Source organism: Polaromonas sp. AER18D-145 (assembly GCF_002379095.1).
In the GTDB taxonomy this organism is placed as follows: domain Bacteria; phylum Pseudomonadota; class Gammaproteobacteria; order Burkholderiales; family Burkholderiaceae_C; genus Polaromonas.
Map to the genome: position 1 here is coordinate 101,226 of NZ_NBZV01000008.1, position 20,512 is coordinate 121,737.

The window sequence follows — 20,512 nt, forward strand, 5'->3', positions numbered from 1 at the left end:
CCTGAACGAGGAGCATGAAATGGGTTTGCGATCTTTCACCTTGCACGATCTCATCAAGCGCAACGCGCGCTTGTACGGATCGAAAACCGCCTTGGTGTTCGGCGATCAGCGGGTCACGCACGCCCAATACGCCGAGCGCACGGCTCGCCTGGCCGCTGGTCTGGCGGCCGCGGGCGTGGGCCAGGGCGACCGGCTGGCGATACTGGCCCCCAACGGCCTGGAATATGTCGATTTGTTCGGCGCCGCCGCCCAACTGGGCGCGATCGTGGTGCCGATCAACTGGCGGCTGTCGGCCGAGGAGGTGGCCTACGTCATCGAGGACGTGGCACCCAGGGTATTGATCGTGGCCGATGAATTCAAGGCGCTGTTGCCGCAGCAAGGGCTGGACGGCATGCAGCGCTACACGCTGGGGACGGCGCCGGGCGCGGCGCAGGCGCCGTGGACGCCGGTCAGCGCCCTGTATCTCGATCGCACCGTGCCGCCCGCCGATCTGAACGACGATGAGGGACTCGTCATCATCCACACCGCCGCCGTGGGCGGGCGGCCGCGCGGCGCATTGCTCTCGCACCGCGGCCTGATCTCTGCCAGCCTGCAGACGCAACTGGCCTGGCAGTTGACCACGGCAGATGTCAATCTGGGCGTCTTGCCGCTGTTTCACGTGGCCGCCATCGGCTTCCTGCTGGCCACGCAGCAGGCGGGCGGAGCGACGCTGCTGCTGACACGTTTCGATCCGGCGAGCCTGGTCAAACATATCGACGAGGACGGGGGCAGCCTGATCGGCACCTTCCCGCCGATGCTGGGCGCCCTGCTGGACGCGGCCGCGGCCCAGGGTTCGGCGCTGGACCACTTGCGCGTGGTGTCGGGAATCGACGTGCCCGAAACCATCGCGCGCCTGCGCACAAGCTGTCCCCAGACGACTTTCTGGAGTGCCTACGGCCAGACCGAGACCTCGGGCTCGATCAGCCTGGCGCCGTTTGACGAGCGCCCCGGCAGCGCCGGGCGTCCCACCGCGCTGAACACGGTCGCGGTGGTGGACGAACTGGACCGCCCGCTGCCCACAGGCGCCACCGGCGAAATCGTGGTGCGCGGGCCGATGGTGTTCCAGGGCTACTGGCGCTGCGAGGCAGACAACGCCTTCACGCTGCGCAACGGCTGGCACCACACGGGTGACATGGGGCGCATCGACGCCGAGGGCTACCTCTGGTACAGCGGGCGTTCACCGGCCAAGGAATTGATCAAGCCGGGCGGCGAGAACGTCTATCCGGCTGAAGTCGAGCGGGCCATTCTGGAGCACCCGGCGCTGGCGCAGGCGGTGGTCATCGGCGTGCCGGACGTTCAGTGGGGCGAGGCGGTCAAGGCCATCTGCGTGCTGAAGGCGGGGCACGCCGTGAGTGCCGAGGAATTGATCGAGTTTGTGGGCGCTCGCATCGCGCGCTACAAGAAACCCAAGCATGTGGTGTTTGCGCAGGCGTTGCCCCACACCGCTGCCGGTGGGGTGGACCGCGCGGCTGTCAAGGCCGGGCACGGCCAGGTTTGACGCGGCTCGCAGCGGACGATTTTCAGCCAGAACCAGCCATGAAGGAGACGACAACATGACCCAGGCTTCCACCGGCGACCCGGTGCAGCGTTTCAAGACGCACCGGCGCACCATCACCGAAACCGACATCGTCAACTTCGTCAATGTGGTCGGGTTGCACGAGCCCTTCTTCATTGACATGGATTACATCGAGACCAACATGACGGGTGCGCACCGCAGCCGCTTCGCGCCGGGGCCGATGATCATCTCGCTGGGCATGGGGCTGCTGGCGACCTACGTGGCTGGCATCATCGAGCGCACGCTGACAGGTCAAGCGGTTGGCCCCTTCGGCGGCATGACCGGCCTGCAGGCACGCCTGCGTGGTGCGCTGTTTCCCGGCGACACGATTCACGTCGAAGGCGAAGCCCGACTGCTTCCCAAGACCTCGCGCGGCTACACGCTGATGGAGTTGCAGCACCTGGTGATCAACCAGCGCGGCGAGACCATCGCCGATTTCACTGAGACCCTGACCTTCCTGCCCAGGGAGGCCGGCACGGCGTGATCTGTGCCAGGCCGGCCGGGTTCAATGCCGTGACCTATGGCGATGCAGGCAGCAAGGTCCCATGTTGTTCAACACCAGGAGATTTCAAAGTATGACAAAACGAGAAGCTGTGATCGTCGGCGTTGCCGACCTGCCACTGAAGGACGGCAAGGTCTTGACGCCCATGTCGGTCCTGCAGGTCCAGGCGCTGGTCGCCCGCGACGCGCTCAAGGATGCGGGCATTCCGATGAGCGAAGTCGATGGCCTGCTGACTGCCGGCCTGTGGGGCGTGCCCGGTCCGGGCCAGTTGCCGACCGTGACGCTGTCGGAGTATCTGGGCATCACCCCGCGCTTCGTGGACGGCACCAACATCGGCGGCTCGGCCTTCGAGGCGCACGTGGCGCATGCCGCCACCGCCATCGAGGCCGGCCGCTGCGAGGTGGCGCTGATCACCTACGGCAGCCTGCAAAAGAGCGAGATGAGCCGCAACCTGGCCGGGCGTCCTGCCGTGCTGACCATGCAGTACGAAACGCCCTGGGGCATGCCCACGCCGGTGGGCGGCTATGCGATGGCGGCCAAGCGTCACATGCACGAATACGGCACCACCTCCGGGCAACTGGCCGAGATTGCCGTGGCCACGCGCAAATGGGCCGCGCTCAACCCGGCGGCCACCATGCGCGACCCGCTGTCGATCGAGGACGTGCTCAAGAGCCCGATGATCGCCGACCCGCTGCACCTGCTCGATATCTGCCTGGTGACCGACGGCGGCGGCGCCGTGGTCATGACCACGGCAGAGCACGCCAAGGCGCTCGGGCGCAAGGCGGTCCATGTGCGCGGTTACGGCGAATCACACACCCACTGGACCATTGCCGCCATGCCCGATCTGGCACGCCTGACCGCAGCCGAGGTGGCGGGGCGCGACGCCTTCGCCATGGCGGGCATCGGGCATGACGCCATCGACGTGGTCGAGGTTTACGACTCCTTCACCATCACCGTGCTGATGACGCTCGAAGCGCTGGGCTTTTGCAAGCGCGGCGAGGGCGGTGCCTTCGTGTCCAACCAGCGCACCGCGCCGGGTGGCGTATTCCCGCTCAACACCAACGGCGGCGGTCTGTCCTACGCGCACCCTGGCATGTACGGCATCTTCCTGCTGATCGAGGCGGTGCGCCAGTTGCGCGGCGAATGCGGCCCGCGTCAGATCGCGAATGCCGTGACCGCGCTGGTCCACGGCACCGGCGGCACGCTCTCCAGCGGTGCCACTTGCATCCTTTCCACCCGGTGAGCACCATGTACGACAAACCCCTGCCCATCATCGATGGCGAAAGCCGCCCCTATTGGGATGCCCTGAAGCAGCATCGCCTGACACTCAAGCGCTGCCACGACTGCGGCAAGCACCATTTTTATCCGCGCGTCCTGTGCCCGCACTGCCATTCCGATGCCGTCGAATGGGTCGATGCCTGCGGCACCGGCACCATCTACAGCTTCACCATCGCGCGCCGGCCGGCCGGCCCGGCCTTCAAGGCCGACACCCCCTACGTGGTGGCGGTGATCGACCTCGACGAAGGCGCACGCATGATGACCAACATCGTCACCGACGATGTCGAGGCGGTGCGCATCGGCCAGCGCGTGACGGTGCAGTACGACGACGTGACCGACGAGGTCACGCTGCCGAAGTTCCGGCTGTTGTAACAACGAGGCTTCCCGCATGGACTTCACCATCGATTCCGATACCGTGGCGATGGCCGAGGCGGTGCTGCGCTTCGTCGAGCGCGAAGTGCTGCCGCTGCAGCAGCGCCACCATCACTTGCTGGGCAGCGAGCGGACCCTGTTCGACGCCAGCGGCCGCTATGTGCCCGAGGTGCTGGCGCTACGCCAGCAGGTGCGCAAGCGCTCGGCCGAGCTGGGCTTTTACACCCTGTTCGGTGACGAAAAACTGGGCGGCGGCGGGCAGGGCGCGCAGGTCATGGCCCACGTGCAGGAGACCCTCAACCACCGCGTGGGCCCGGCGCAAGCGCTGGTCCAGACGGTGGTGCTGCCGTCGCCCTTCACCAACGGCCTGTCGCCGGTGCTGCGGCACCTGGCCCCCGAGGTGTTTGCCGGTTACCGCGACGGCATCGCCAGCGGCGACAAGACCCTGTGCTTCGGCCTGAGCGAGCCCGATGCCGGCTCCGACGCATTCGGCATGAAAGCCCGCGCGGTGCGCGACGGCGACGAGTGGGTGCTTACCGGTACCAAGCAGTGGATCACCAACTCGCCCTACGCCGATTACGCCATGGTGTTCGCGCTGACCGACCCCGAAGCCGCAGCCCGCCACAAGGGCGGCGTCACCGGCTTCTTCGTTGACACGCGAGCGCTCGGTTTTTCCGTGCCGCGCGTCATCAACACCATGGGCCACCTGGGCGGCGACACAGGCGTCATCGTGCTCGACGGCGTGCGCGTGCGCGACGACCACCGGCTCGGCGAAGTCGGGCACGGTCTGGCGGTGGCGATGGACGGGGTAAACGCCGGGCGCATGGGCATGGCGGCTTCCTGTTTGGGCCTGGCGCGTTGGGCGCTAGACCAGGCGGTGGAATATGCCAAGGTGCGGAAAACCTTTGGCGTGCCGATCGCCGAGCACCAGGCGATCCAGCTCATGCTGGCCGACAGCGCGATGGACATCTACGCCGCCAAGACCATGATCCAGAACTGTGCCTGGCGCCTTGACAGCGGCCGCGCCTCCACCGCGCAGGTCAGCATGGTCAAGGCGTTTTCAACCGAGATGCTCGGGCGCGTCATGGACCGCAGCATCCAGATCCACGGCGGCATGGGCCTGACCAACGAACTGCGCCTGGAAGAGGGCTACCGCTTCGCCCGCGTGATGCGCATCCCCGACGGCACGGGCGAAATCCAGCGCCGCACCATCGCGCGCCAACTGCTGACCGGACAGGCCGACCTGTAGGCTGTGCCGATCCCCTGCAAGGCGCAACCAGGAGACAGATTGACATGATGAAAGAGCACGAACTGTTTGCGGGAGGCCATCGGCTGGCCGCCACCACCTGGGGTGATGTGGGCAACGGGCAGCCGACCATCGTGATGATGCACGGCGGGCTGGACTGCATCACCACCTGGAAAGACCTGCCTCAGGTGTTGGCCGAAGCCAGCGGCTGGCCGGTGCTGGCCTATGACCGGTATGGTTATGGGCGATCCGAGAGTCTGGTGGGTGGGCGTGAGCCGAGCTACCGGCGCGAGGAAGCCGGGCCGGTGCTCGGCGAGGTGCTGCGGCACTTCGACATTCGCCAGGCGCTGATGTTCGGTCACAGCGACGGAGGAGCCATGGCAGTGCTGGCTGCGGCGGCGCATCCCGATCTTGTGTTTGGCGTGCTCGCCTGCTCGCCGACCATCGCCATCGATCAGGTCATGATCGACGCCATGACCGGTGCGCGCCGCGCCTTTGAACACGAGGGCTTGCGTGACAAGCTCAAGCGCCACCATGGCGACAACACCGAAGCAATGTTCTGGGGCTGGTATGAGCCCTGGGCCAGCCCGCAGGCGCTGCAATGGGACATGAGCGCCGAGATCGCTGCCGCGCGTTGCCCGGTCTCCGTGCTGTTCGGCAATGACGATGAGTATGGCTGGCGGTCCAGCGCGATTTCCCTGTTCCGCCACGGCCTGATGCCGCTTGAAGTGATGGCGCTGCCTGGAATCGGCCACCATCCTCAGCAGCGTGCGCGCGGCGAGACGATTGGCATGTTGCAGCGGCTTGGGCGCATTGGGCACAGCGCCCCAGCCAACGACAAAGAGTAAGTCCGATGAGGGGCATCAGGGCGCACGGATCCGCCGACCTCAGCCGCCTGCCGCGCCTGAGATCACGCCGGTTGCGAGGCTGTCCGGGCGATCAGGTTGCGCAAGTCAGTACCAGGGTTCGCCAGTGCTGAGCGGTCGGGCAGGGAGCCGCCAGTGATGAGGCGCTTCAGGGACGTGAACTCGCGTGCGTTGTTGACGCAACTGGCGCCGACGACCTGGCCTCGGGAGAGGTGAATCAGTGAGAATTTGTCACCGGTTGCCATGTCGCCCCGCACAATTTCATCGTCCCCGTTGGTGAGGCCGGCAACCTGAATGCGCAAGGCATACTGCTCGGACCAGTACCAGGGCAGATCGCCGTAAGGCGGCGCTGTTGGGTCAAGCAAAGCACGTGCCACGGCCAAGCCCTGGTTTTGCGCATTGGACCAGGTCTCGATACGCTCGAAACGGCCGCTCACCGGGTTGCGCTGGCGCGTGACGTCACCGATGGCGTAGACGTTCGGACAGGTGGTGCGGCCTCGCCCGTCAACAAATATGCCGTCGTCGCAGGCGATGTCCGTGGCGCGCGCCAGCGAGTCGTTGGCGGTGACGCCGATGCCGACCACGACCAGGTCGGCATCGATCTGGCGGCCATCATCCAAAACGATTCGGGAGCGGCTGAAACCCGTAACGGATCGCCCGAACCGCAAGTCGACACCCTGTTCGGCATGATGCCGCGCAACGAATGAGGCCAGCGTTGCCGATGCGCCGCGGCTCATCAATCGGGGTAGAAATTCGACCAAAGTGACGGCGACACCGAGGGCGCGCGCCGTGGCCGCCAGTTCGAGCCCGATCACTCCACCGCCGACCACCAGTAGCCTGGCACCGGGCACCAAGCCGTCACGGATGCGCTGCGCGTCACCCAGCGTACGCAATGTCAGGATGGGCATCGGTGCGCCCTGCAGCGCTGGCAGCACGCGTGGCGACGCACCGGTGGCGAACACCAGCGTGCCGTATTTCAGGCAGCGGCCATCGGCCAGGTGGACTTCACGTGCGTGGGTATCCACCCGCTGCGCCGCCACGCCGCGCAGCCATTCGACGTCAGGCGAGCGGCTCAGATCGAGGCGAATTTTCTCGGTGGTGCCGTCACGCAGAAAATCTTTTGACAAGGGCGGGCGGTCGTAGGCAGGTTCGAGTTCGTCGGTAACGACGATGATTGACCCCTGGAAGCCGCCAGACCGCAAGCCACCTGCAAAGGAAACACTTGCCAGGCCGCCGCCCAGGACGACCACCGGGGCCAAAGCCGAGTTGTTATTCATGTTGTTGAGGCTCGTTTCGAGCCCATCTTGAAAGTCAATTATTACTTGAGAAAACCAGCGGTTCTGATCACCGTCAGGGCACGATGGATGTGAGCGGCAAGCAGGGCCTTGGCCTTGGCGGCGTCGCGCGCCATGACGGCGTTAAAGATATTGCGATGCTCTTCGTGGACCTCAACCGGCGGCGGGCCCTTCAGCGCCGAAAGTCGCCGATACCGTTCGGTCTGTTGATAGAGTTGCGCGCGGAGTTTGCGCAGCCAACCCGACCTGCATGCGGCAACCAGTGCTTCGTGGAACTGGCGATTGCGCTCTTCCCATTCGTCAAAGGTGCCGGCGGCATCGGTGTGCAAGCGCTCCTCGGCCAGCGAGAGCTTGTGAAAGGCGCTGACCAGATCTGCTTCCCAGGTATCGCGGCCCAGGCGGATGCTTTCTTCGACGGCCTCGCATTCCAGCAGGACCCGTACGCGAGTCAAGTCTTCCAGATCCGCCAAGGACATGGGGGCCACGCTAAAGCCGCGCTGCCCCTGCGACACGACCAGGGAGTCAGACACCAGCAGTGCCATCGCCTCCCTCAGCGTTCCGGCGCTCACCTGATACTGGAATTTCAGATGTTCGACGCGTAGTTTTTGCCCGGCTGGGTGCCTGCCATCGATGATGTCTCGGCGCAGTTGACGGTAGGCCGTCTCTATGAGGGTTCGAGGCTCCTCGATTTCTGTATCGGCCAAACGATCGGGAATATCAAGAGACATGGTTGTGTTCAAGGGCTACCTGTAAACGGAAATTTGGCGTGCCAGAAACGTTGAGAACGCACGGGTTTAAGCTTAACAGTTAAAAATCTCAATAATTCATAGGGTTTTCGCTAGTATTAATTTATAGTCATATTAATTAATAATCTCGACAATTGGCTGGTGCACGGATAAATTCATCAGCCGCTGTATTAATGCAAGCAGGGACCCTCCCATGGAGACACGATGACCGTACAACAATCCCCCGAGATCGGCAAAAGTATCGTTGCTGCAGGACTACGGACCAACTATCACGACCAGGGGCAAGGTTTCCCGGTGCTCATGATCCATGGCTCGGGTCCGGGGGTCAGTGCTTATGCGAACTGGCGTCTGGTGATGCCGGTGCTGGCCAAGTCGCGGCGCGTCATTGCGCCGGATATGGTGGGCTTTGGCTTTACCGAGCGTCCCGAGGGGATGGCGTACACGATGGACGCCTGGGTCAAGCAGGCCATCGACCTGATGGACGAGCTGGAACTGGATCAGGTTGATCTGGTGGGCAACTCTTTCGGTGGGGCGCTGTCGCTGGCACTGGCCATCCGCCATCCAGAGCGTGTGCGTCGGCTGGTACTGATGGGGGCGGCCGGTGTCAATTTCCCGATCACCCCCGCGCTGGACGCGATCTGGGGCTACACCCCGTCGTTCGAGAACATGCGCAAGGTGATGGACATGTTTGCGTATGACCGCAGCCTGGTCACGGACGAACTCGCCCAATTGCGTTACGAGGCCAGCAAGCGGCCCGGTTTTCAGGAGTCATACGCGGCCATGTTCCCCGCGCCCCGGCAGCGCTGGGTGGCGTCGCTGGCGAGCCGGGACGAAGACATTCGGGCCTTGCCGCACGAGACCTTGATCATTCACGGACGGGAAGACCAGGTGCTGCCGCTGTCCAATTCGATCCATCTTTCGCAGCTCATCCTGCGCTCGCAACTGCATGTGTTTGGCCGCTGCGGACATTGGACGCAGATCGAGCATGCGGCGCGCTTTGCCCAGCAGGTGGGAAACTTTTTGGCTGAGGCTGACGCCGTCTGAGGTCGTGATGCAAAAGATCGTCACTACGCCGACCAGCCATGCGCCAGGCGACAGCAGCCCCTGTATGTGGTCGATTCGTTTGGAGCAGACCGGGGAAACTTACCTTTGCAGCGAAGCTGAAACGCTGCTGATGGGCATGACCCGACTGGGCAAGCGGGGCATTCCGGTCGGTTGCGTCAATGGTGGGTGTGGCGTGTGCAAGATCAGCATTCGCTCCGGTCGGGTCCGCAAGGTGGGTGCGATGAGTCGCGCCCACGTGTCGGTCGAAGAAGAAGCAAAAGGGGTGTGTCTGGCCTGCCGTGTGGCGCCGCTTGAAAACGTGGCGGTCGAGGTGGTGGGCAAGATGACCAAGGCGTTTACTTTTCCCAGCGTGGCCAGTGCTTCATCCTGAAGTGCAGGCGTTCTAAACCAGTCAACAAAAGGAGAAATGCAATGAGCATTATGCGAATCGGCCACGTCAGCCTGAAGGTGATGGACATGGCAGCCGCCGTCAAGCACTATGAAAATGTGTTGGGCATGAAAAAAACCATGGAGGACAAGCAGGGCAACGTGTACCTCAAATGCTGGGACGAGTGGGACAAGTTTTCCGTGATCCTCACCCCATCCGACCAGGCCGGCATGAACCATGTGGCCTACAAGGTGAAGAAGGATGAAGAACTTGATGAGTTGAAGAAAAAAATAGAAGCCTATGGCATCAAAACCAAGGTCTTACCCGAAGGCACGCTGCCCGCCACTGGTCGCATGCTCCAATTCACCCTGCCCAGCGGCCACGACATGCGGCTGTATGCAACGAAAGAGTGCGTAGGCACTGAGGTTGGCTCCACCAATCCCGACCCCTGGCCCGACAACATCAAGGGGGCCGGTGCGCACTGGCTCGACCATGTTCTGCTCATGTGTCCGTTCGATCCCGCGACGGGAGTCAACAAGGTTGCCGAGAACACCAAGTTCTTTCTGGATGTGCTTGATTTTTTCCAGACCGAGCAGATCACCGTGGGTCCGGGCGGCGCGTTTCAGTTGGCCTCGTTCATTTCGTGCTCCAGCAAGCCACACGACATTGCGTTTGTCGGTGGCCCGACGCCAGGCTTGCACCATGTGTCATTTTTCCTGGATTCCTGGCATGACATCCTGAAGGCCGGCGATATCATGGCCAAGAACAAGGTGCGCATTGATGTGGCGCCCACGCGCCACGGCATCACGCGCGGCGAAACGATCTACTTCTTCGACCCGAGCGGCAACCGCAACGAAACCTTTGCCGGCTTGGGTTACCAGGCGCAGCCTGACCGGCCAGTGACGACCTGGACCGAGGATGAAGCTGCCCGTGGCATTTTCTACCACACCGGGGTGCTGCCTGGATCGTTCACAGAGGTCTATACCTGAGGCCTGCCGTGCACATAGCGTTTCCGGGGCTGCATCGGCAATCTTGCGGTCGGCGGTGCCGACCGCGCCGTCATTGGCTTAGCGTTACCTTCCCAGCAACGATGTCATGAAACAAATCCTCAACTTCATCAACGGCGAATATACCGCTGCCGATCGAACTTTCGACAAATGCTCGCCGTTGACCGGTCAAGTGATCGCGCAGGTGCATGAAGCCGGCCGCGCCGAGGTCGATGCGGCCGTGGCGGCGGCGCGCGCGGCGCTCAAGGGCCCTTGGGGAAAAATGTCGGTGGCTGAGCGCGTCGAACGCCTGTACGCGGTGGCCGACGGCATCAATCGCCGCTTCGACGAGTTTCTCGCTGCCGAGTGCGAGGACACCGGCAAGCCGATGAGCCTGGCGCGCCATATCGACATTCCGCGCGGCGCGGCCAATTTCAAGATTTTTGCCGACGTGGTGAAGAACGTGCCCACCGAATTCTTCGAGATGAACACGCCCGACGGCAAGGGTGCCATCAACTACGGCTACCGCAGCCCGGTCGGGGTGGTCGGCGTGATCTGCCCGTGGAACCTTCCGCTGTTGTTGATGACGTGGAAGGTGGGTCCGGCGCTCGCCTGCGGCAACACCGTCGTCGTCAAGCCCTCCGAAGAAACCCCGCAGACCGCCGCGTTGCTCGGCGAGGTGATGAACGAGGCCGGCATCCCCAAGGGCGTCTACAACGTCGTCCACGGCTTCGGGCCCGATTCGGCCGGCGAGTTCGTGACCTGCCATCCGCATGTCGATGCGATCACTTTCACGGGCGAGACCCGCACCGGCGAAGTCATCATGAAAGCCGCCGCCAAGGGCGCGCGTCCGGTCAGTCTGGAGATGGGGGGCAAGAATGCCGCCATCGTGTTTGCTGATTGCGACTTCGACGCGGCCATCGAAGGCACGCTGCGCTCGGTATTCGCCAACTGCGGCCAAGTCTGCCTCGGTACCGAGCGGGTTTACGTCGAAAGGCCCCTGTTCGAGAAGTTCGTCGCGGCGCTCAAGAGGGGCGCCGAAGCTATGAAACTCGGCCGTCCCGAAGACGCCTCGACCGGCATGGGTCCGCTCATCAGCAAGGAGCACCAGGCCAAGGTGCTGTCTTACTACCAGCTTGCTGTTGACGAAGGTGCCACGGTGGTCACCGGTGGCGGCGCACCCGACATATCGGGTGAACTCGCCGGCGGCAGCTGGGTTCAGCCGACGATCTGGACCGGCCTGCCGGAGACGGCGCGCGTGATCAAGGAGGAAGTCTTCGGTCCCTGTTGCCATGTCTCGCCGTTCGACACCGAAGAGGAAGTTCTGACCAAGGCGAACGACAACGACTACGGCCTGGCCTGCGCGATCTGGACGCGCGACGTCTCACGCGCGCACCGCATGGCGCAGCGCATGGAGGTCGGCCTCGCCTGGGTCAACAGCTGGTTCCTGCGTGACTTACGCACTCCCTTCGGCGGCGCCAAGCAATCGGGCATCGGGCGCGAAGGCGGCGTGCATTCGCTGGAGTTTTATACGGAGCTGAAAAATGTCTGCATCAAGCTCTAAATCCCTGCCAGACCCGGAAGCCACGGCTGCGCTCACGGCGTGTCGGCCAGCCCATTTCACTGACTACCTGAGGCAACGATGACCCCTGAATTGATCACCACCCTGGGCGACGAGCTGTATCACGCCATGACCACCCACTCGGTGGTCGAGCCGCTGACCACCCGCCACCCCGACATCACCATTGAAAACGCCTACCACATCCAGCAACGCATGCTCTCGCGCCGTCTCCAGGCGGGCGAGCGCGTGGTGGGCAAAAAAATCGGTGTCACCTCGGCGGCCGTGATGAACATGCTGGGTGTCTACCAGCCCGACTTCGGCTACCTGCTCGACGGCATGATCTACAACGAAGGCCAGTCGATTGCCGCCAACACCCTGATCCAGCCCAAGGCCGAGGGCGAGATCGCCTTCCTCCTGAAAAAAGACCTGATGGGTCCGGGCATCAGCAACGCCGATGTGCTGGCCGCCACCGAGTGCGTGATGCCTTGCTTCGAGATTGTTGATTCACGCATCCGCGACTGGAAAATCAAGATCCAGGACACCGTGGCCGACAACGCCTCCTGCGGCGTGTTTGTGCTGGGTGATTGCGCCGTTGACCCGCGTCGGATCGACCTCTCCACCTGCGGCATGGTGATGGAAAAAAATGGCGACATCATCGCCACTGGTGCCGGTGCTGCCGCCTTGGGCTCACCGGTGAATGCGGTGGCCTGGCTGGCCAACACGCTGGGGCGTCTCGGCATCGGCCTCAAGGCGGGCGAGATCATCCTCTCCGGTGCGCTGGCCGCGATGGCGCCGGCCAAGGCGGGCGACAACTTCCGCATGTCGATCGGCGGCTTGGGCAGTTGCTCGGTGAAATTCGCCTGAAAGGCAGTCGATGGATCTTCAACTCAAAGGCAAGCGTGCCTTGGTCACGGGTTCCACTTCCGGTATTGGCTGGGCGACCGCCCGCGAATTGGCGGCCGAGGGTGCTTCTGTCATCGTCAACGGTCGCAGTGCTGCGCGGCTGGCGAGTGCGGTCGAGCGCATCCATGTCGAGGTCCGCGGTGCGGATGTCGATGCCGTGCAGGCCGATCTGTCCTCGGTCGAGGGTTGTTTGCGATTGATAGCTGCCGCCGAAGACGTCGACATTCTCGTCAACAACCTCGGTATCTTTGAACCCAAACCGTTCGAGCAAATTGGCGACGACGACTGGCTGCGATTCTTCGAGGTCAATGTGATGAGCGGTGTGCGCCTGGCGCGCCACCACCTCTCACGCATGAAAGAGCGCGGCTGGGGTCGTATTGTTTTCATCTCCAGTGAGTCGGGTATTTGCCCGCCCGCTGACATGGTTCATTACGGCATGACCAAGTCGGCGCAGTTGTCCGTCTCGCGCGGACTGGCCGAAACCTGTGTCGGCACCGGTGTCACGGTCAATGCCGTGCTGCCGGGTCCCACCCGCACCGAGGGCGTGGGCGAGTTCTTCGCCAAGCTGGCTCGTGAAGCGGGCCAGACGCTGCAAGAGGCCGAGCATGACTTCTTCAAATACGCCCGCCCGACCTCGCTGCTGCAGCGCTTTATTGACCCTGCTGAAGTCGCGGCCATGGTGATCTATGTCTGCAGCCCGCGCGCTGCGGCAACCAATGGTGCCGCGCTGCGCGTTGAAGGCGGCGTGGTACGCACACTCATCTAAATATCAACCTGTGAAGTCTTTCATGAAAAAAATCAAATGTGCCCTGATCGGCCCCGGCAACATCGGCACCGACCTGCTGGCCAAGCTGCAACGCAGCGCAGTGCTCGAACCGGTCTGGATGGTGGGTATCGACCCGGCATCCGACGGCCTCCAACGTGCCCGCGAGATGGGCATCAAGACCACGGCCGAGGGCGTTGACGGCCTGCTGCCGCACGTGCTGACCGACGGCGTGCAAATCGCCTTCGACGCCACCAGCGCCTACGTGCATGCCGAGAACTCGCGCAAGCTCAACGCCCTGGGCGTGTTGATGATCGACCTCACACCTGCGGCCGTTGGCCCGTTCTGCGTACCGCCGGTCAACCTCAAGGACCACGTGGGCCAAGGCGAGATGAACGTCAACATGGTCACCTGCGGCGGCCAGGCCACCATCCCCATGGTCGCGGCGGTCTCGCGCGTGCAGCCCGTGGCCTATGGCGAAATCGTCGCCACCGTCTCGAGCAAATCGGCCGGCCCGGGCACGCGCAAGAACATCGACGAATTCACCCGCACCACCGCCGGCGCCGTGGAAAAAGTGGGTGGTGCCAAAAAAGGCAAGGCCATCATCATCCTCAACCCGGCCGAGCCGCCGCTGATCATGCGCGACACCGTGCACTGCCTGACCGAGACCGAACCCGATCAGCAAAAGATCACCGAGTCCATCCACGCCATGATCAAAGAGGTGCAAAAGTACGTGCCGGGCTACAAGCTGGTCAACGGCCCGGTGTTCGACGGCAACCGTGTCTCGGTATTCCTGGAAGTCGAAGGCCTGGGCGACTACCTGCCCAAATACGCCGGCAACCTCGACATCATGACCGCCGCTGCCGCCCGCACGGCCGAGATGTTCGCCGAAGAAATCCTCGCTGGCCGGCTCACGCTCAAGCCCGTCCACGCCTGAACCCGAAGGAGAAACCCATGAATTTGCAAGGCAAAAAAGTCACCGTCCATGACATGACGCTGCGTGACGGCATGCACCCCAAGCGCCACCTGATGACGCTGGACCAGATGAAGAGCATCGCCTGCGGCCTGGACGCCGCTGGCGTGCCGCTGATCGAGGTGACCCACGGCGACGGCCTGGGCGGCAGCTCGGTCAACTACGGCTTTCCGGCGCACACCGACGAGGAGTATCTGGGGGCCGTGATTCCGCTGATGAAGCAGGCCAAGGTGTCGGCCCTGCTGATCCCCGGCATCGGCACGGTCGAGCACCTCTTGATGGCCAAAGACCTGGGCGTGAGCACCATCCGCGTCGCCACCCATTGCACCGAGGCTGACGTCTCCGAGCAGCACATCACCAAATCGCGCGCGCTGGGTCTGGACACCGTGGGCTTTTTGATGATGGCGCACATGGCCAGCCCGGAAAAGCTGGTCAGCCAGGCGCTGTTGATGCAAGGCTATGGCGCCAACTGCATTTACGTCACCGACTCGGCCGGTTACATGCTGCCCGACGACGTCAAAGTGCGTCTGGGTGCGGTGCGTGCAGCGCTCAAGCCCGAGACCGAACTGGGCTTTCACGGCCACCACAACCTGGCCATGGGCATCGCCAACTCGATCGCCGCGATCGAGGCCGGCGCCAACCGCATTGATGCCGCCGCCGCCGGCCTGGGTGCCGGTGCCGGCAATACGCCGATGGAGGTGTTCATCGCGGTGTGCGCGCGCATGGGGATTGAGACCGGCGTTGACGTGTTCAAAATCCAGGACGTGGCCGAGGATCTGGTGGTGCCCATCATGGATCACATCATCCGCATCGACCGCGATTCATTGACGCTGGGCTATGCCGGGGTCTATTCCAGCTTCCTGCTGTTTGCCAAACGCGCCAGTGTGAAGTACGGCGTGCCGGCGCGCGATATCCTGGTCGAACTGGGACGCCGTGGCATGGTGGGCGGGCAGGAAGACATGATCGAAGACACCGCCATGACCATGGCGCGTGAGCGTAAAAACTCCAACAAGGTAGCCGCATGAAACTCGACTCCGCAACCATTGCCGCGCTGGCCGAACGCCTGGAAAACTGCGAACTGCAGGCGCAGGACACGAGCAAGATCACCGACGACTACCCCGACATGGACTGGGATGACGCCTACGCCATTCAAGACGAAATCCGGCGCCGCAAGCTGGCGCGCGGCCACCGCATCATCGGCCTCAAGGCTGGTCTGACTTCGCACGCCAAGATAAAGCAGATGGGTGTCAGCACGCCGGTGTTCGGCTTCATGGCCGACTACTATGCCGTGCCCGACGGCGGCGAGTGCAAGGTGAGCGAGCTGATCCACCCCAAAGTCGAGCCCGAAATTGCCTTTGTCACCAAGGCTGAGTTGCGCGGCCCGGGCTGCCACATCGGCGCGGTGCTGGCCGCCACCGATTTTGTGATGCCCGGCATCGAGGTCATCGACAGCCGCTACCGCGACTTCAAGTTCGATCTGAAAAGCGTGGTGGCCGACAACACCTCGGCGGCGCGCTTCGTGGTGGGCGGCCAGCCGATGGGCGTGTCCGGCGTGGACCTGCGCACCGTGGGCATCGTGCTGGAGAAAAACGGCCAGGCTGTCGCCTTTGGCGCCGGCGCCGCCGTGCTGGGCCACCCGGCTGCGGCCATTGCCATGCTGGCCAACCACCTGGGCGCGCGCGGCGAGTGCATTCCGGCCGGCAGCCTGATCCTCTCGGGCGGCATCACCGAAGCCGTGTCGGTGCAGGCGGGCGACGCCGTCACCTTGCGCGTGCAGGGCATGGGCAGCACCAGCATCCGGTTTGTTTGAAACGTATCAGGAGAACCCCACATGCCATTTGCACAGATTTACATGATCGAAGGCCGCACCGAAGAGCAAAAACGCGCGGTGATTGAAAAGGTCACGCAGGCGCTGGTAGACGCTGTGGGCGCGCCCAAGGAAAACGTCAGGGTTTGGATCCATGACGTGCCCAAGGAGAACTGGGGCATTGCCGGGGTGAGCGCCAAGGATATCGGACGCTAGCTGGCGCCCGGCACGGGAAGGAAATACTTTCAGGGCAAATTTTTACACTATTTTTATGGAGAATCAAAATGGCAAGTACACAAACGATCACCATCACACGCAAGGCTCCTGACGTTGATGTCGGTGCCTTGATAGAGCGAGACCGTATTCACGGCAGCTTGTACGCGAACGAGTCGATATTCGAGCTCGAAATGAAGAAAATATTCTACGACGGCTGGGTCTTCGTCGGTCACGATTCCGAAGTGCCAACGGCCGGCGAATACGTGCGCCGCACGCTGGGCCGAGAAGAGGTCTTGATGGTGCGCCAGCGCGATAGCTCCATCGCCGTCATCGCCAACCGTTGCGCGCATCGCGGCAACATGATGTGCATCGCCAACCATGGGAAGGAAAAATACTTCACCTGCACCTACCACGGATGGGTCTATGATTTGGCCGGAAACCTGAAGGACGTTCCCTATCCCGGCGGGTTTGACAAGGACAAGTCGGAGCTGAAGCTGCAGCCCTTGCGCACTGAAGTCTATCGTGGCTTCGTGTTCGCCACCTTCAATGCTTCGGCGCCACCCTTGATGGAACAACTGGGGCGAGGAAAAATCCTGATCGACCGCGCCTGTGACATGTCGCCCACCGGTCGCCTTCAGCTCACGGCGGGCTGGACCAAGCAGCGTTTCGGTGCCAACTGGAAGATGCTGCCCGAGAACGACACTGACGGCTACCACGTCAACGACGTGCATGCCTCCTTTGCTCAGGTGATTGATTCCCAATACGACAGCGCCGTGATTGCCTCTGAGGAAAGCTTACGCTCCCAAACCAAGGATTGGGGTAACGGGCATACAGAATTGTATTTCTCGCCGACCTACACCGAGTATCTCAAGTGGTTCAACACCACGCCGAATCGTTTTCCGGAGTACATCGCGCAGATGAAGGCCGCCTACGGCGAGGAAAAGGGCGACAACATTCTGCGAGATGGCCCGCCCCACGCCACGATCTTCCCTAACCTGTTCCTCGGCGAGATGAACATTGTCATTTTTCTACCGATCAGCGCCCATGAGTGCGTCCAATGGCACACCCCGATGCTGCTTGAAGGCGCGCCCGACGAAGTCAACCAGCGCATCATCCGCAACTCCGAAGCGGCGATGGGCCCCTCGGCCTTCCTGCTCGCCGACGACAGCGTGATTTCGGAGCGCCAGCAAATCGCCTTGCGCGACCGTGCCGACTGGCTGGACGTGTCGCGCGGTCTGAACCGAGAGCATGTCGATGAGATGGGCGTGGTGGTGGGGCACGTGTCCGACGAGTGTACCAACCGCGGCTTTTGGCAGCACTACAAAAAGGTGATGACAGCCCCTTCGCCGTCCCCTGTTTGAGCGTATTGATCACCACCTCATCCGTCTCCCTTCGGGGCGGCGGATTCACTGAAATTTCGTGTTTAAAAAAGCGCCCTGCGAGCAGGACGCGCAAGGAGATACATCATGACAAACATCACTGCCGCTGTCGGCCCCAAGCAAAAGGCTGACGTGATCGGGCTGGAAGAGCACCGCGAAGTCTGCGACTTTTTGTACCGGGAGGCGCGCCTGGCCGACGAATCGCGTTACGCTGAATGGGAGGCTTTGGTTGAGGATGATATGACCTATTGGGTCCCTCGCGGCGAGGGTGATTACGACATGAACAAACATGTGTCGATCACCGCCGACAACCGTTCCCGCTTGCGCACCCGCATCGCGCAGTTGATGACAGGCAAGCGCCATGCCCAACTGCCGGTGTCGCCGATGCGGCGGCTCGTCAGCAACATCGAGATCGAACGCCACGCGCAGGGCGGCTACCGCGTGCTGTCGAACTTTGTGCTGTACGAATTGCGGCGCTCATCGACGGGTCAGATAGAAGTTTGGCCGGGGCGGGTGGAGCACCATCTGCGCCGCCGAGCGGATGGCTCACTGGGCATGTTCTTCAAGAAAGTGGTTCTGATCCATGGGGACGAGGCTGTTCCCAGTCTGGCATTCATCATCTGACGCGCACCATGGTCACGCGAATGAAGAAAAAAACCAGGGCCAGGGCCGCGATTGCCGGGCTGGGTTTCAGTGCGATGTCACGCCAGCCCATCGGCACGATCCGCGAGCTGGCTGCCACTGCGGTGGCCGCCGCTGCCGCTGATGCGGGTCTGCGCCTGCAAGACATCGATGGCTTGTTGCTCAACAAAAGCCCGACAGCAGAGCCTGAAGAGTTGCCCTTGCGTCTGCAAAACGACCTGGGGCTACGCGACCTGGGGCTGCTGGCCGCGATGGACTCCGAGGGTTCGACGGCGGTGCAGATGGTGCAGTATGCAGCGATGGCGGTGCGTGAAGGACTGGTCAAGTCGGTGGCCTGTGTGTTTGCCGACACCCCGCTCAAAGGACCGAGGGCAGGTGGGGGTGATGCCTTTGCTCTGGCGATGCCGCTGACCGGTGTCGAGGGCTGGGAGGCCCAGCAAGGCTTCCTGGGGGCCACCGCCGCCTATGCGTTGGCCGCGCGCCGTCACATGGCGCTCTATGGCAGCACGGCCGAGCAGCTCGGCGCCTATGCGCTTGCTTGCCGGCAATGGGCGGCGCTGAACCCGCAGGCCTTCCTGCGCAAGCCGATGACGATGGACGACTACCTCGCATCGCCTTTCGTCGTGGAGCCGTTTCGAGTGTTCGACTGCTGCTTCCCGGTCAACGGCGCTGTCGCGCTCATCATCACCTCAGCCGACCGTGCTGTTGATGGGCCTCAGCCGCCCGTTTTCATCCACGGCATGGGCCAGGGGCACCGCGGCCGCAGTGGCCTGAGCGGCGACGATCCAGAGGTCTTCACGGGTGCCATCCAGGCCGGCCAGATCGCTTACCGTAGTGCCGGGGTGAATGCCAGTGATGTGACTCAGTGCCAGTTTTACGACGCTTTTTCTTACGCCGGCATCCTGGGCCTGGAGGCATATGGGTTGTGTCCCCGGGGTGAGGGCGGGGCCTTCGTCGCGCAGGGCCACACCGCGCCCGGCGGCAAGTTGCCGGTCAATACCGGTGGTGGGCACCTGTCGGGCTTTTACCTGCAGGGCATGACGCCGCTGTCGGAGGCGGTGATCCAGGCACGCGGTGCCGGCGGCGCGCGGCAGGTCGTGCGCAACGACTTGATTCTGGTGACCGGCAATGGTGGTTGCCTTGACTACCACACCTGCGTACTGGTCAGCCCGCACCGCACCCTCGCCTGACTGGAGCCATTGATGGATAGCACCTTTTTTCACCGCTACGACGAGGAATTTCTCGCATTCATCGCTGCTGGCGAATTGCGCATTCCCGTGCATACCGAAACCGGCCGGGCGCTGGGTCTGCATCAGCGTGCCTGGTGTGTCGCTGGAGATCACTACGTGCAATGGAGGCCCGCGTCTGGCCGCGGGGCTGTTCTCTCTTTTACCGTGACGCGTCGGCCCTACACGCCCGAATTTCCCGTGCCTCTGGTGCATGGATTGATCGAGCTGGCCGAGGGGCCGCGACTGATATGTCGGCTTGACGGCGTCACGCCCGAGGCGGTCGCCGTCGGTCAGGCGGTCCACGCGCATTTCGACCGACAAGGTCTGGTGTTCCGACCGGCCCTTGACGACGGCAATAAGGCCGACAAGTGAAACTTAAAACCAAGGAGACAAGTTATGTTGGCAAGAGACCTGGTTAAGCGCTGTGCGCGTAACTACCCGACCAAGACCGCCTACCTGTGCGGCGAACGCTCGCGTAGCTGGCGCGAGATGGATCAACGCTCCGACCGGTTCGGCGTGGCCTTGCAACAACTCGGCCACCGCGCGGGCGAGGCGGTGGCCATCCTGACGCAGGAAAGCATCGAGGTGTATGAGCACTTCTTTGCCTGCATGAAGATCGCGGCGCCGCGGGTCGGGCTCAATACAGGGTACGTCTGGCCCGAGATGCTGCACGTGCTGAAGGACAGCGAGGTCAAGTTCCTGCTGTTGGATACGCGCTGCCG

General features: G+C 63.0%; 23 protein-coding genes. 21 read left to right on the forward strand and 2 right to left on the reverse strand.

Annotation, left to right across the window (positions count from 1 at the left end; translation table 11 throughout):
• Positions 1-19: 19 nt before the first annotated feature.
• From B7G52_RS06685 to B7G52_RS06710, 6 genes are all read left to right on the forward strand, one after another.
• A complete protein-coding gene (locus tag B7G52_RS06685; RefSeq protein WP_096696838.1) occupies positions 20-1,537 on the forward strand; it encodes an AMP-binding protein in 1,518 nt (505 codons plus the stop codon).
• 55 nt (positions 1,538-1,592) lie between these two features.
• Positions 1,593-2,078: a MaoC family dehydratase gene (locus tag B7G52_RS06690; protein ID WP_096696839.1), complete on the forward strand. Its 486-nt coding sequence runs from the start codon at positions 1,593-1,595 to the stop codon at positions 2,076-2,078.
• A 91-nt stretch (positions 2,079-2,169) separates the two neighbouring features.
• A complete protein-coding gene (locus B7G52_RS06695) occupies positions 2,170-3,339 on the forward strand; it encodes an acetyl-CoA acetyltransferase (protein WP_096696840.1) in 1,170 nt (389 codons plus the stop codon).
• Positions 3,340-3,344: 5 nt separating this feature from the next.
• Complete coding sequence (locus B7G52_RS06700) at positions 3,345-3,746, forward strand: Zn-ribbon domain-containing OB-fold protein (RefSeq protein ID WP_096696841.1); 402 nt, start codon at positions 3,345-3,347, stop codon at positions 3,744-3,746.
• Between the two features lie 16 nt (positions 3,747-3,762).
• Complete coding sequence (locus B7G52_RS06705; RefSeq protein ID WP_096696842.1) at positions 3,763-4,995, forward strand: acyl-CoA dehydrogenase family protein; 1,233 nt, start codon at positions 3,763-3,765, stop codon at positions 4,993-4,995.
• 44 nt (positions 4,996-5,039) lie between these two features.
• The gene (locus B7G52_RS06710) at positions 5,040-5,840 is read left to right on the forward strand and encodes an alpha/beta fold hydrolase (protein WP_096696843.1); all 801 of its coding nucleotides are present in this window, start codon (positions 5,040-5,042) and stop codon (positions 5,838-5,840) included.
• A gap of 62 nt (positions 5,841-5,902) precedes the next feature.
• Here B7G52_RS06710 and B7G52_RS06715 read toward each other — a convergent pair whose 3' ends face one another.
• Together B7G52_RS06715 and B7G52_RS06720 are read right to left on the reverse strand one after the other, a co-directional pair.
• Positions 5,903-7,135, reverse strand: a complete 1,233-nt coding sequence (locus B7G52_RS06715) for an NAD(P)/FAD-dependent oxidoreductase (RefSeq protein WP_096696844.1) — start codon at positions 7,133-7,135, stop codon at positions 5,903-5,905.
• Positions 7,136-7,176: 41 nt separating this feature from the next.
• Positions 7,177-7,881: a GntR family transcriptional regulator gene (locus tag B7G52_RS06720; RefSeq protein WP_096696845.1), complete on the reverse strand. Its 705-nt coding sequence runs from the start codon at positions 7,879-7,881 to the stop codon at positions 7,177-7,179.
• 222 nt (positions 7,882-8,103) lie between these two features.
• Here B7G52_RS06720 and B7G52_RS06725 point away from each other — a divergent pair, with 222 nt between their 5' ends.
• The 15 genes from B7G52_RS06725 to B7G52_RS06795 all read left to right on the forward strand — a co-directional run.
• The gene (locus B7G52_RS06725) at positions 8,104-8,943 is read left to right on the forward strand and encodes an alpha/beta fold hydrolase (RefSeq protein ID WP_096696846.1); all 840 of its coding nucleotides are present in this window, start codon (positions 8,104-8,106) and stop codon (positions 8,941-8,943) included.
• 64 nt (positions 8,944-9,007) lie between these two features.
• On the forward strand, positions 9,008-9,334 hold the full coding sequence (locus tag B7G52_RS06730; protein ID WP_170954697.1) for a 2Fe-2S iron-sulfur cluster-binding protein: 327 nt from the start codon (positions 9,008-9,010) through the stop codon (positions 9,332-9,334).
• Positions 9,335-9,375: 41 nt separating this feature from the next.
• Positions 9,376-10,320 carry a catechol 2,3-dioxygenase gene (locus tag B7G52_RS06735; protein WP_096696848.1) on the forward strand — a complete coding sequence of 315 codons (945 nt, stop codon included), beginning with the start codon at positions 9,376-9,378 and terminating at the stop codon, positions 10,318-10,320.
• A 106-nt stretch (positions 10,321-10,426) separates the two neighbouring features.
• A complete protein-coding gene (locus B7G52_RS06740; protein ID WP_096696849.1) occupies positions 10,427-11,881 on the forward strand; it encodes a 2-hydroxymuconic semialdehyde dehydrogenase in 1,455 nt (484 codons plus the stop codon).
• A 78-nt stretch (positions 11,882-11,959) separates the two neighbouring features.
• Complete coding sequence (gene dmpE / locus B7G52_RS06745; protein WP_096696850.1) at positions 11,960-12,742, forward strand: 2-oxopent-4-enoate hydratase; 783 nt, start codon at positions 11,960-11,962, stop codon at positions 12,740-12,742.
• 10 nt (positions 12,743-12,752) lie between these two features.
• Positions 12,753-13,547, forward strand: a complete 795-nt coding sequence (locus B7G52_RS06750; protein WP_096696851.1) for an SDR family NAD(P)-dependent oxidoreductase — start codon at positions 12,753-12,755, stop codon at positions 13,545-13,547.
• 22 nt (positions 13,548-13,569) lie between these two features.
• Positions 13,570-14,481 (forward strand): acetaldehyde dehydrogenase (acetylating), encoded by a 912-nt coding sequence (locus B7G52_RS06755; protein WP_096696852.1) that lies wholly within the window; start codon positions 13,570-13,572, stop codon positions 14,479-14,481.
• A 17-nt stretch (positions 14,482-14,498) separates the two neighbouring features.
• Positions 14,499-15,542: a 4-hydroxy-2-oxovalerate aldolase BphI gene (gene bphI, locus B7G52_RS06760; protein ID WP_096696853.1), complete on the forward strand. Its 1,044-nt coding sequence runs from the start codon at positions 14,499-14,501 to the stop codon at positions 15,540-15,542.
• Positions 15,539-16,327, forward strand: coding sequence for a 2-oxo-3-hexenedioate decarboxylase (gene dmpH, locus B7G52_RS06765; protein WP_096696854.1), 789 nt, complete (start codon positions 15,539-15,541; stop codon positions 16,325-16,327). The genes bphI and dmpH overlap by 4 nt, the downstream gene beginning before the upstream one ends.
• A 21-nt stretch (positions 16,328-16,348) precedes the next feature.
• Positions 16,349-16,540 carry a 2-hydroxymuconate tautomerase gene (locus B7G52_RS06770; protein WP_096696855.1) on the forward strand — a complete coding sequence of 64 codons (192 nt, stop codon included), beginning with the start codon at positions 16,349-16,351 and terminating at the stop codon, positions 16,538-16,540.
• A 68-nt stretch (positions 16,541-16,608) separates the two neighbouring features.
• A complete protein-coding gene (locus B7G52_RS06775; RefSeq protein WP_096696856.1) occupies positions 16,609-17,901 on the forward strand; it encodes a Rieske 2Fe-2S domain-containing protein in 1,293 nt (430 codons plus the stop codon).
• 105 nt (positions 17,902-18,006) lie between these two features.
• A complete protein-coding gene (locus B7G52_RS06780; protein ID WP_096696857.1) occupies positions 18,007-18,543 on the forward strand; it encodes an aromatic-ring-hydroxylating dioxygenase subunit beta in 537 nt (178 codons plus the stop codon).
• Positions 18,544-18,563: 20 nt separating this feature from the next.
• Positions 18,564-19,751: a sterol carrier protein gene (locus B7G52_RS06785; protein WP_096696858.1), complete on the forward strand. Its 1,188-nt coding sequence runs from the start codon at positions 18,564-18,566 to the stop codon at positions 19,749-19,751.
• Between the two features lie 12 nt (positions 19,752-19,763).
• Entirely contained in the window at positions 19,764-20,162 is a 399-nt protein-coding gene (locus B7G52_RS06790; protein WP_096696859.1) for a Zn-ribbon domain-containing OB-fold protein, read from the forward strand.
• Between the two features lie 24 nt (positions 20,163-20,186).
• Positions 20,187-20,512: AMP-binding protein (locus tag B7G52_RS06795; RefSeq protein WP_141397394.1), on the forward strand; the 326-nt coding region annotated here is incomplete at its 3' end.

Bases quoted from the DNA above. Each gene is read 5' to 3' on its own strand.
- B7G52_RS06715 (WP_096696844.1), bottom strand. From the start codon at position 7,135: ATGAATAACAACTCGGCTTTGGCCCCGGTGGTCGTCCTGGGCGGCGGC.
- B7G52_RS06690 (WP_096696839.1), top strand. From the start codon at position 1,593: ATGACCCAGGCTTCCACCGGCGACCCGGTGCAGCGTTTCAAGACGCAC.
- B7G52_RS06770 (WP_096696855.1), top strand. From the start codon at position 16,349: ATGCCATTTGCACAGATTTACATGATCGAAGGCCGCACCGAAGAGCAA.
- B7G52_RS06705 (WP_096696842.1), top strand. From the start codon at position 3,763: ATGGACTTCACCATCGATTCCGATACCGTGGCGATGGCCGAGGCGGTG.
- B7G52_RS06725 (WP_096696846.1), top strand. From the start codon at position 8,104: ATGACCGTACAACAATCCCCCGAGATCGGCAAAAGTATCGTTGCTGCA.
- B7G52_RS06710 (WP_096696843.1), top strand. From the start codon at position 5,040: ATGATGAAAGAGCACGAACTGTTTGCGGGAGGCCATCGGCTGGCCGCC.
- B7G52_RS06750 (WP_096696851.1), top strand. From the start codon at position 12,753: ATGGATCTTCAACTCAAAGGCAAGCGTGCCTTGGTCACGGGTTCCACT.
- B7G52_RS06695 (WP_096696840.1), top strand. From the start codon at position 2,170: ATGACAAAACGAGAAGCTGTGATCGTCGGCGTTGCCGACCTGCCACTG.
- B7G52_RS06700 (WP_096696841.1), top strand. From the start codon at position 3,345: ATGTACGACAAACCCCTGCCCATCATCGATGGCGAAAGCCGCCCCTAT.
- dmpH (WP_096696854.1), top strand. From the start codon at position 15,539: ATGAAACTCGACTCCGCAACCATTGCCGCGCTGGCCGAACGCCTGGAA.
- B7G52_RS06735 (WP_096696848.1), top strand. From the start codon at position 9,376: ATGAGCATTATGCGAATCGGCCACGTCAGCCTGAAGGTGATGGACATG.
- B7G52_RS06775 (WP_096696856.1), top strand. From the start codon at position 16,609: ATGGCAAGTACACAAACGATCACCATCACACGCAAGGCTCCTGACGTT.
- B7G52_RS06780 (WP_096696857.1), top strand. From the start codon at position 18,007: ATGACAAACATCACTGCCGCTGTCGGCCCCAAGCAAAAGGCTGACGTG.
- B7G52_RS06755 (WP_096696852.1), top strand. From the start codon at position 13,570: ATGAAAAAAATCAAATGTGCCCTGATCGGCCCCGGCAACATCGGCACC.
- B7G52_RS06785 (WP_096696858.1), top strand. From the start codon at position 18,564: ATGAAGAAAAAAACCAGGGCCAGGGCCGCGATTGCCGGGCTGGGTTTC.
- bphI (WP_096696853.1), top strand. From the start codon at position 14,499: ATGAATTTGCAAGGCAAAAAAGTCACCGTCCATGACATGACGCTGCGT.
- B7G52_RS06730 (WP_170954697.1), top strand. From the start codon at position 9,008: ATGTGGTCGATTCGTTTGGAGCAGACCGGGGAAACTTACCTTTGCAGC.
- B7G52_RS06790 (WP_096696859.1), top strand. From the start codon at position 19,764: ATGGATAGCACCTTTTTTCACCGCTACGACGAGGAATTTCTCGCATTC.
- dmpE (WP_096696850.1), top strand. From the start codon at position 11,960: ATGACCCCTGAATTGATCACCACCCTGGGCGACGAGCTGTATCACGCC.
- B7G52_RS06740 (WP_096696849.1), top strand. From the start codon at position 10,427: ATGAAACAAATCCTCAACTTCATCAACGGCGAATATACCGCTGCCGAT.
- B7G52_RS06720 (WP_096696845.1), bottom strand. From the start codon at position 7,881: ATGTCTCTTGATATTCCCGATCGTTTGGCCGATACAGAAATCGAGGAG.
- B7G52_RS06685 (WP_096696838.1), top strand. From the start codon at position 20: ATGGGTTTGCGATCTTTCACCTTGCACGATCTCATCAAGCGCAACGCG.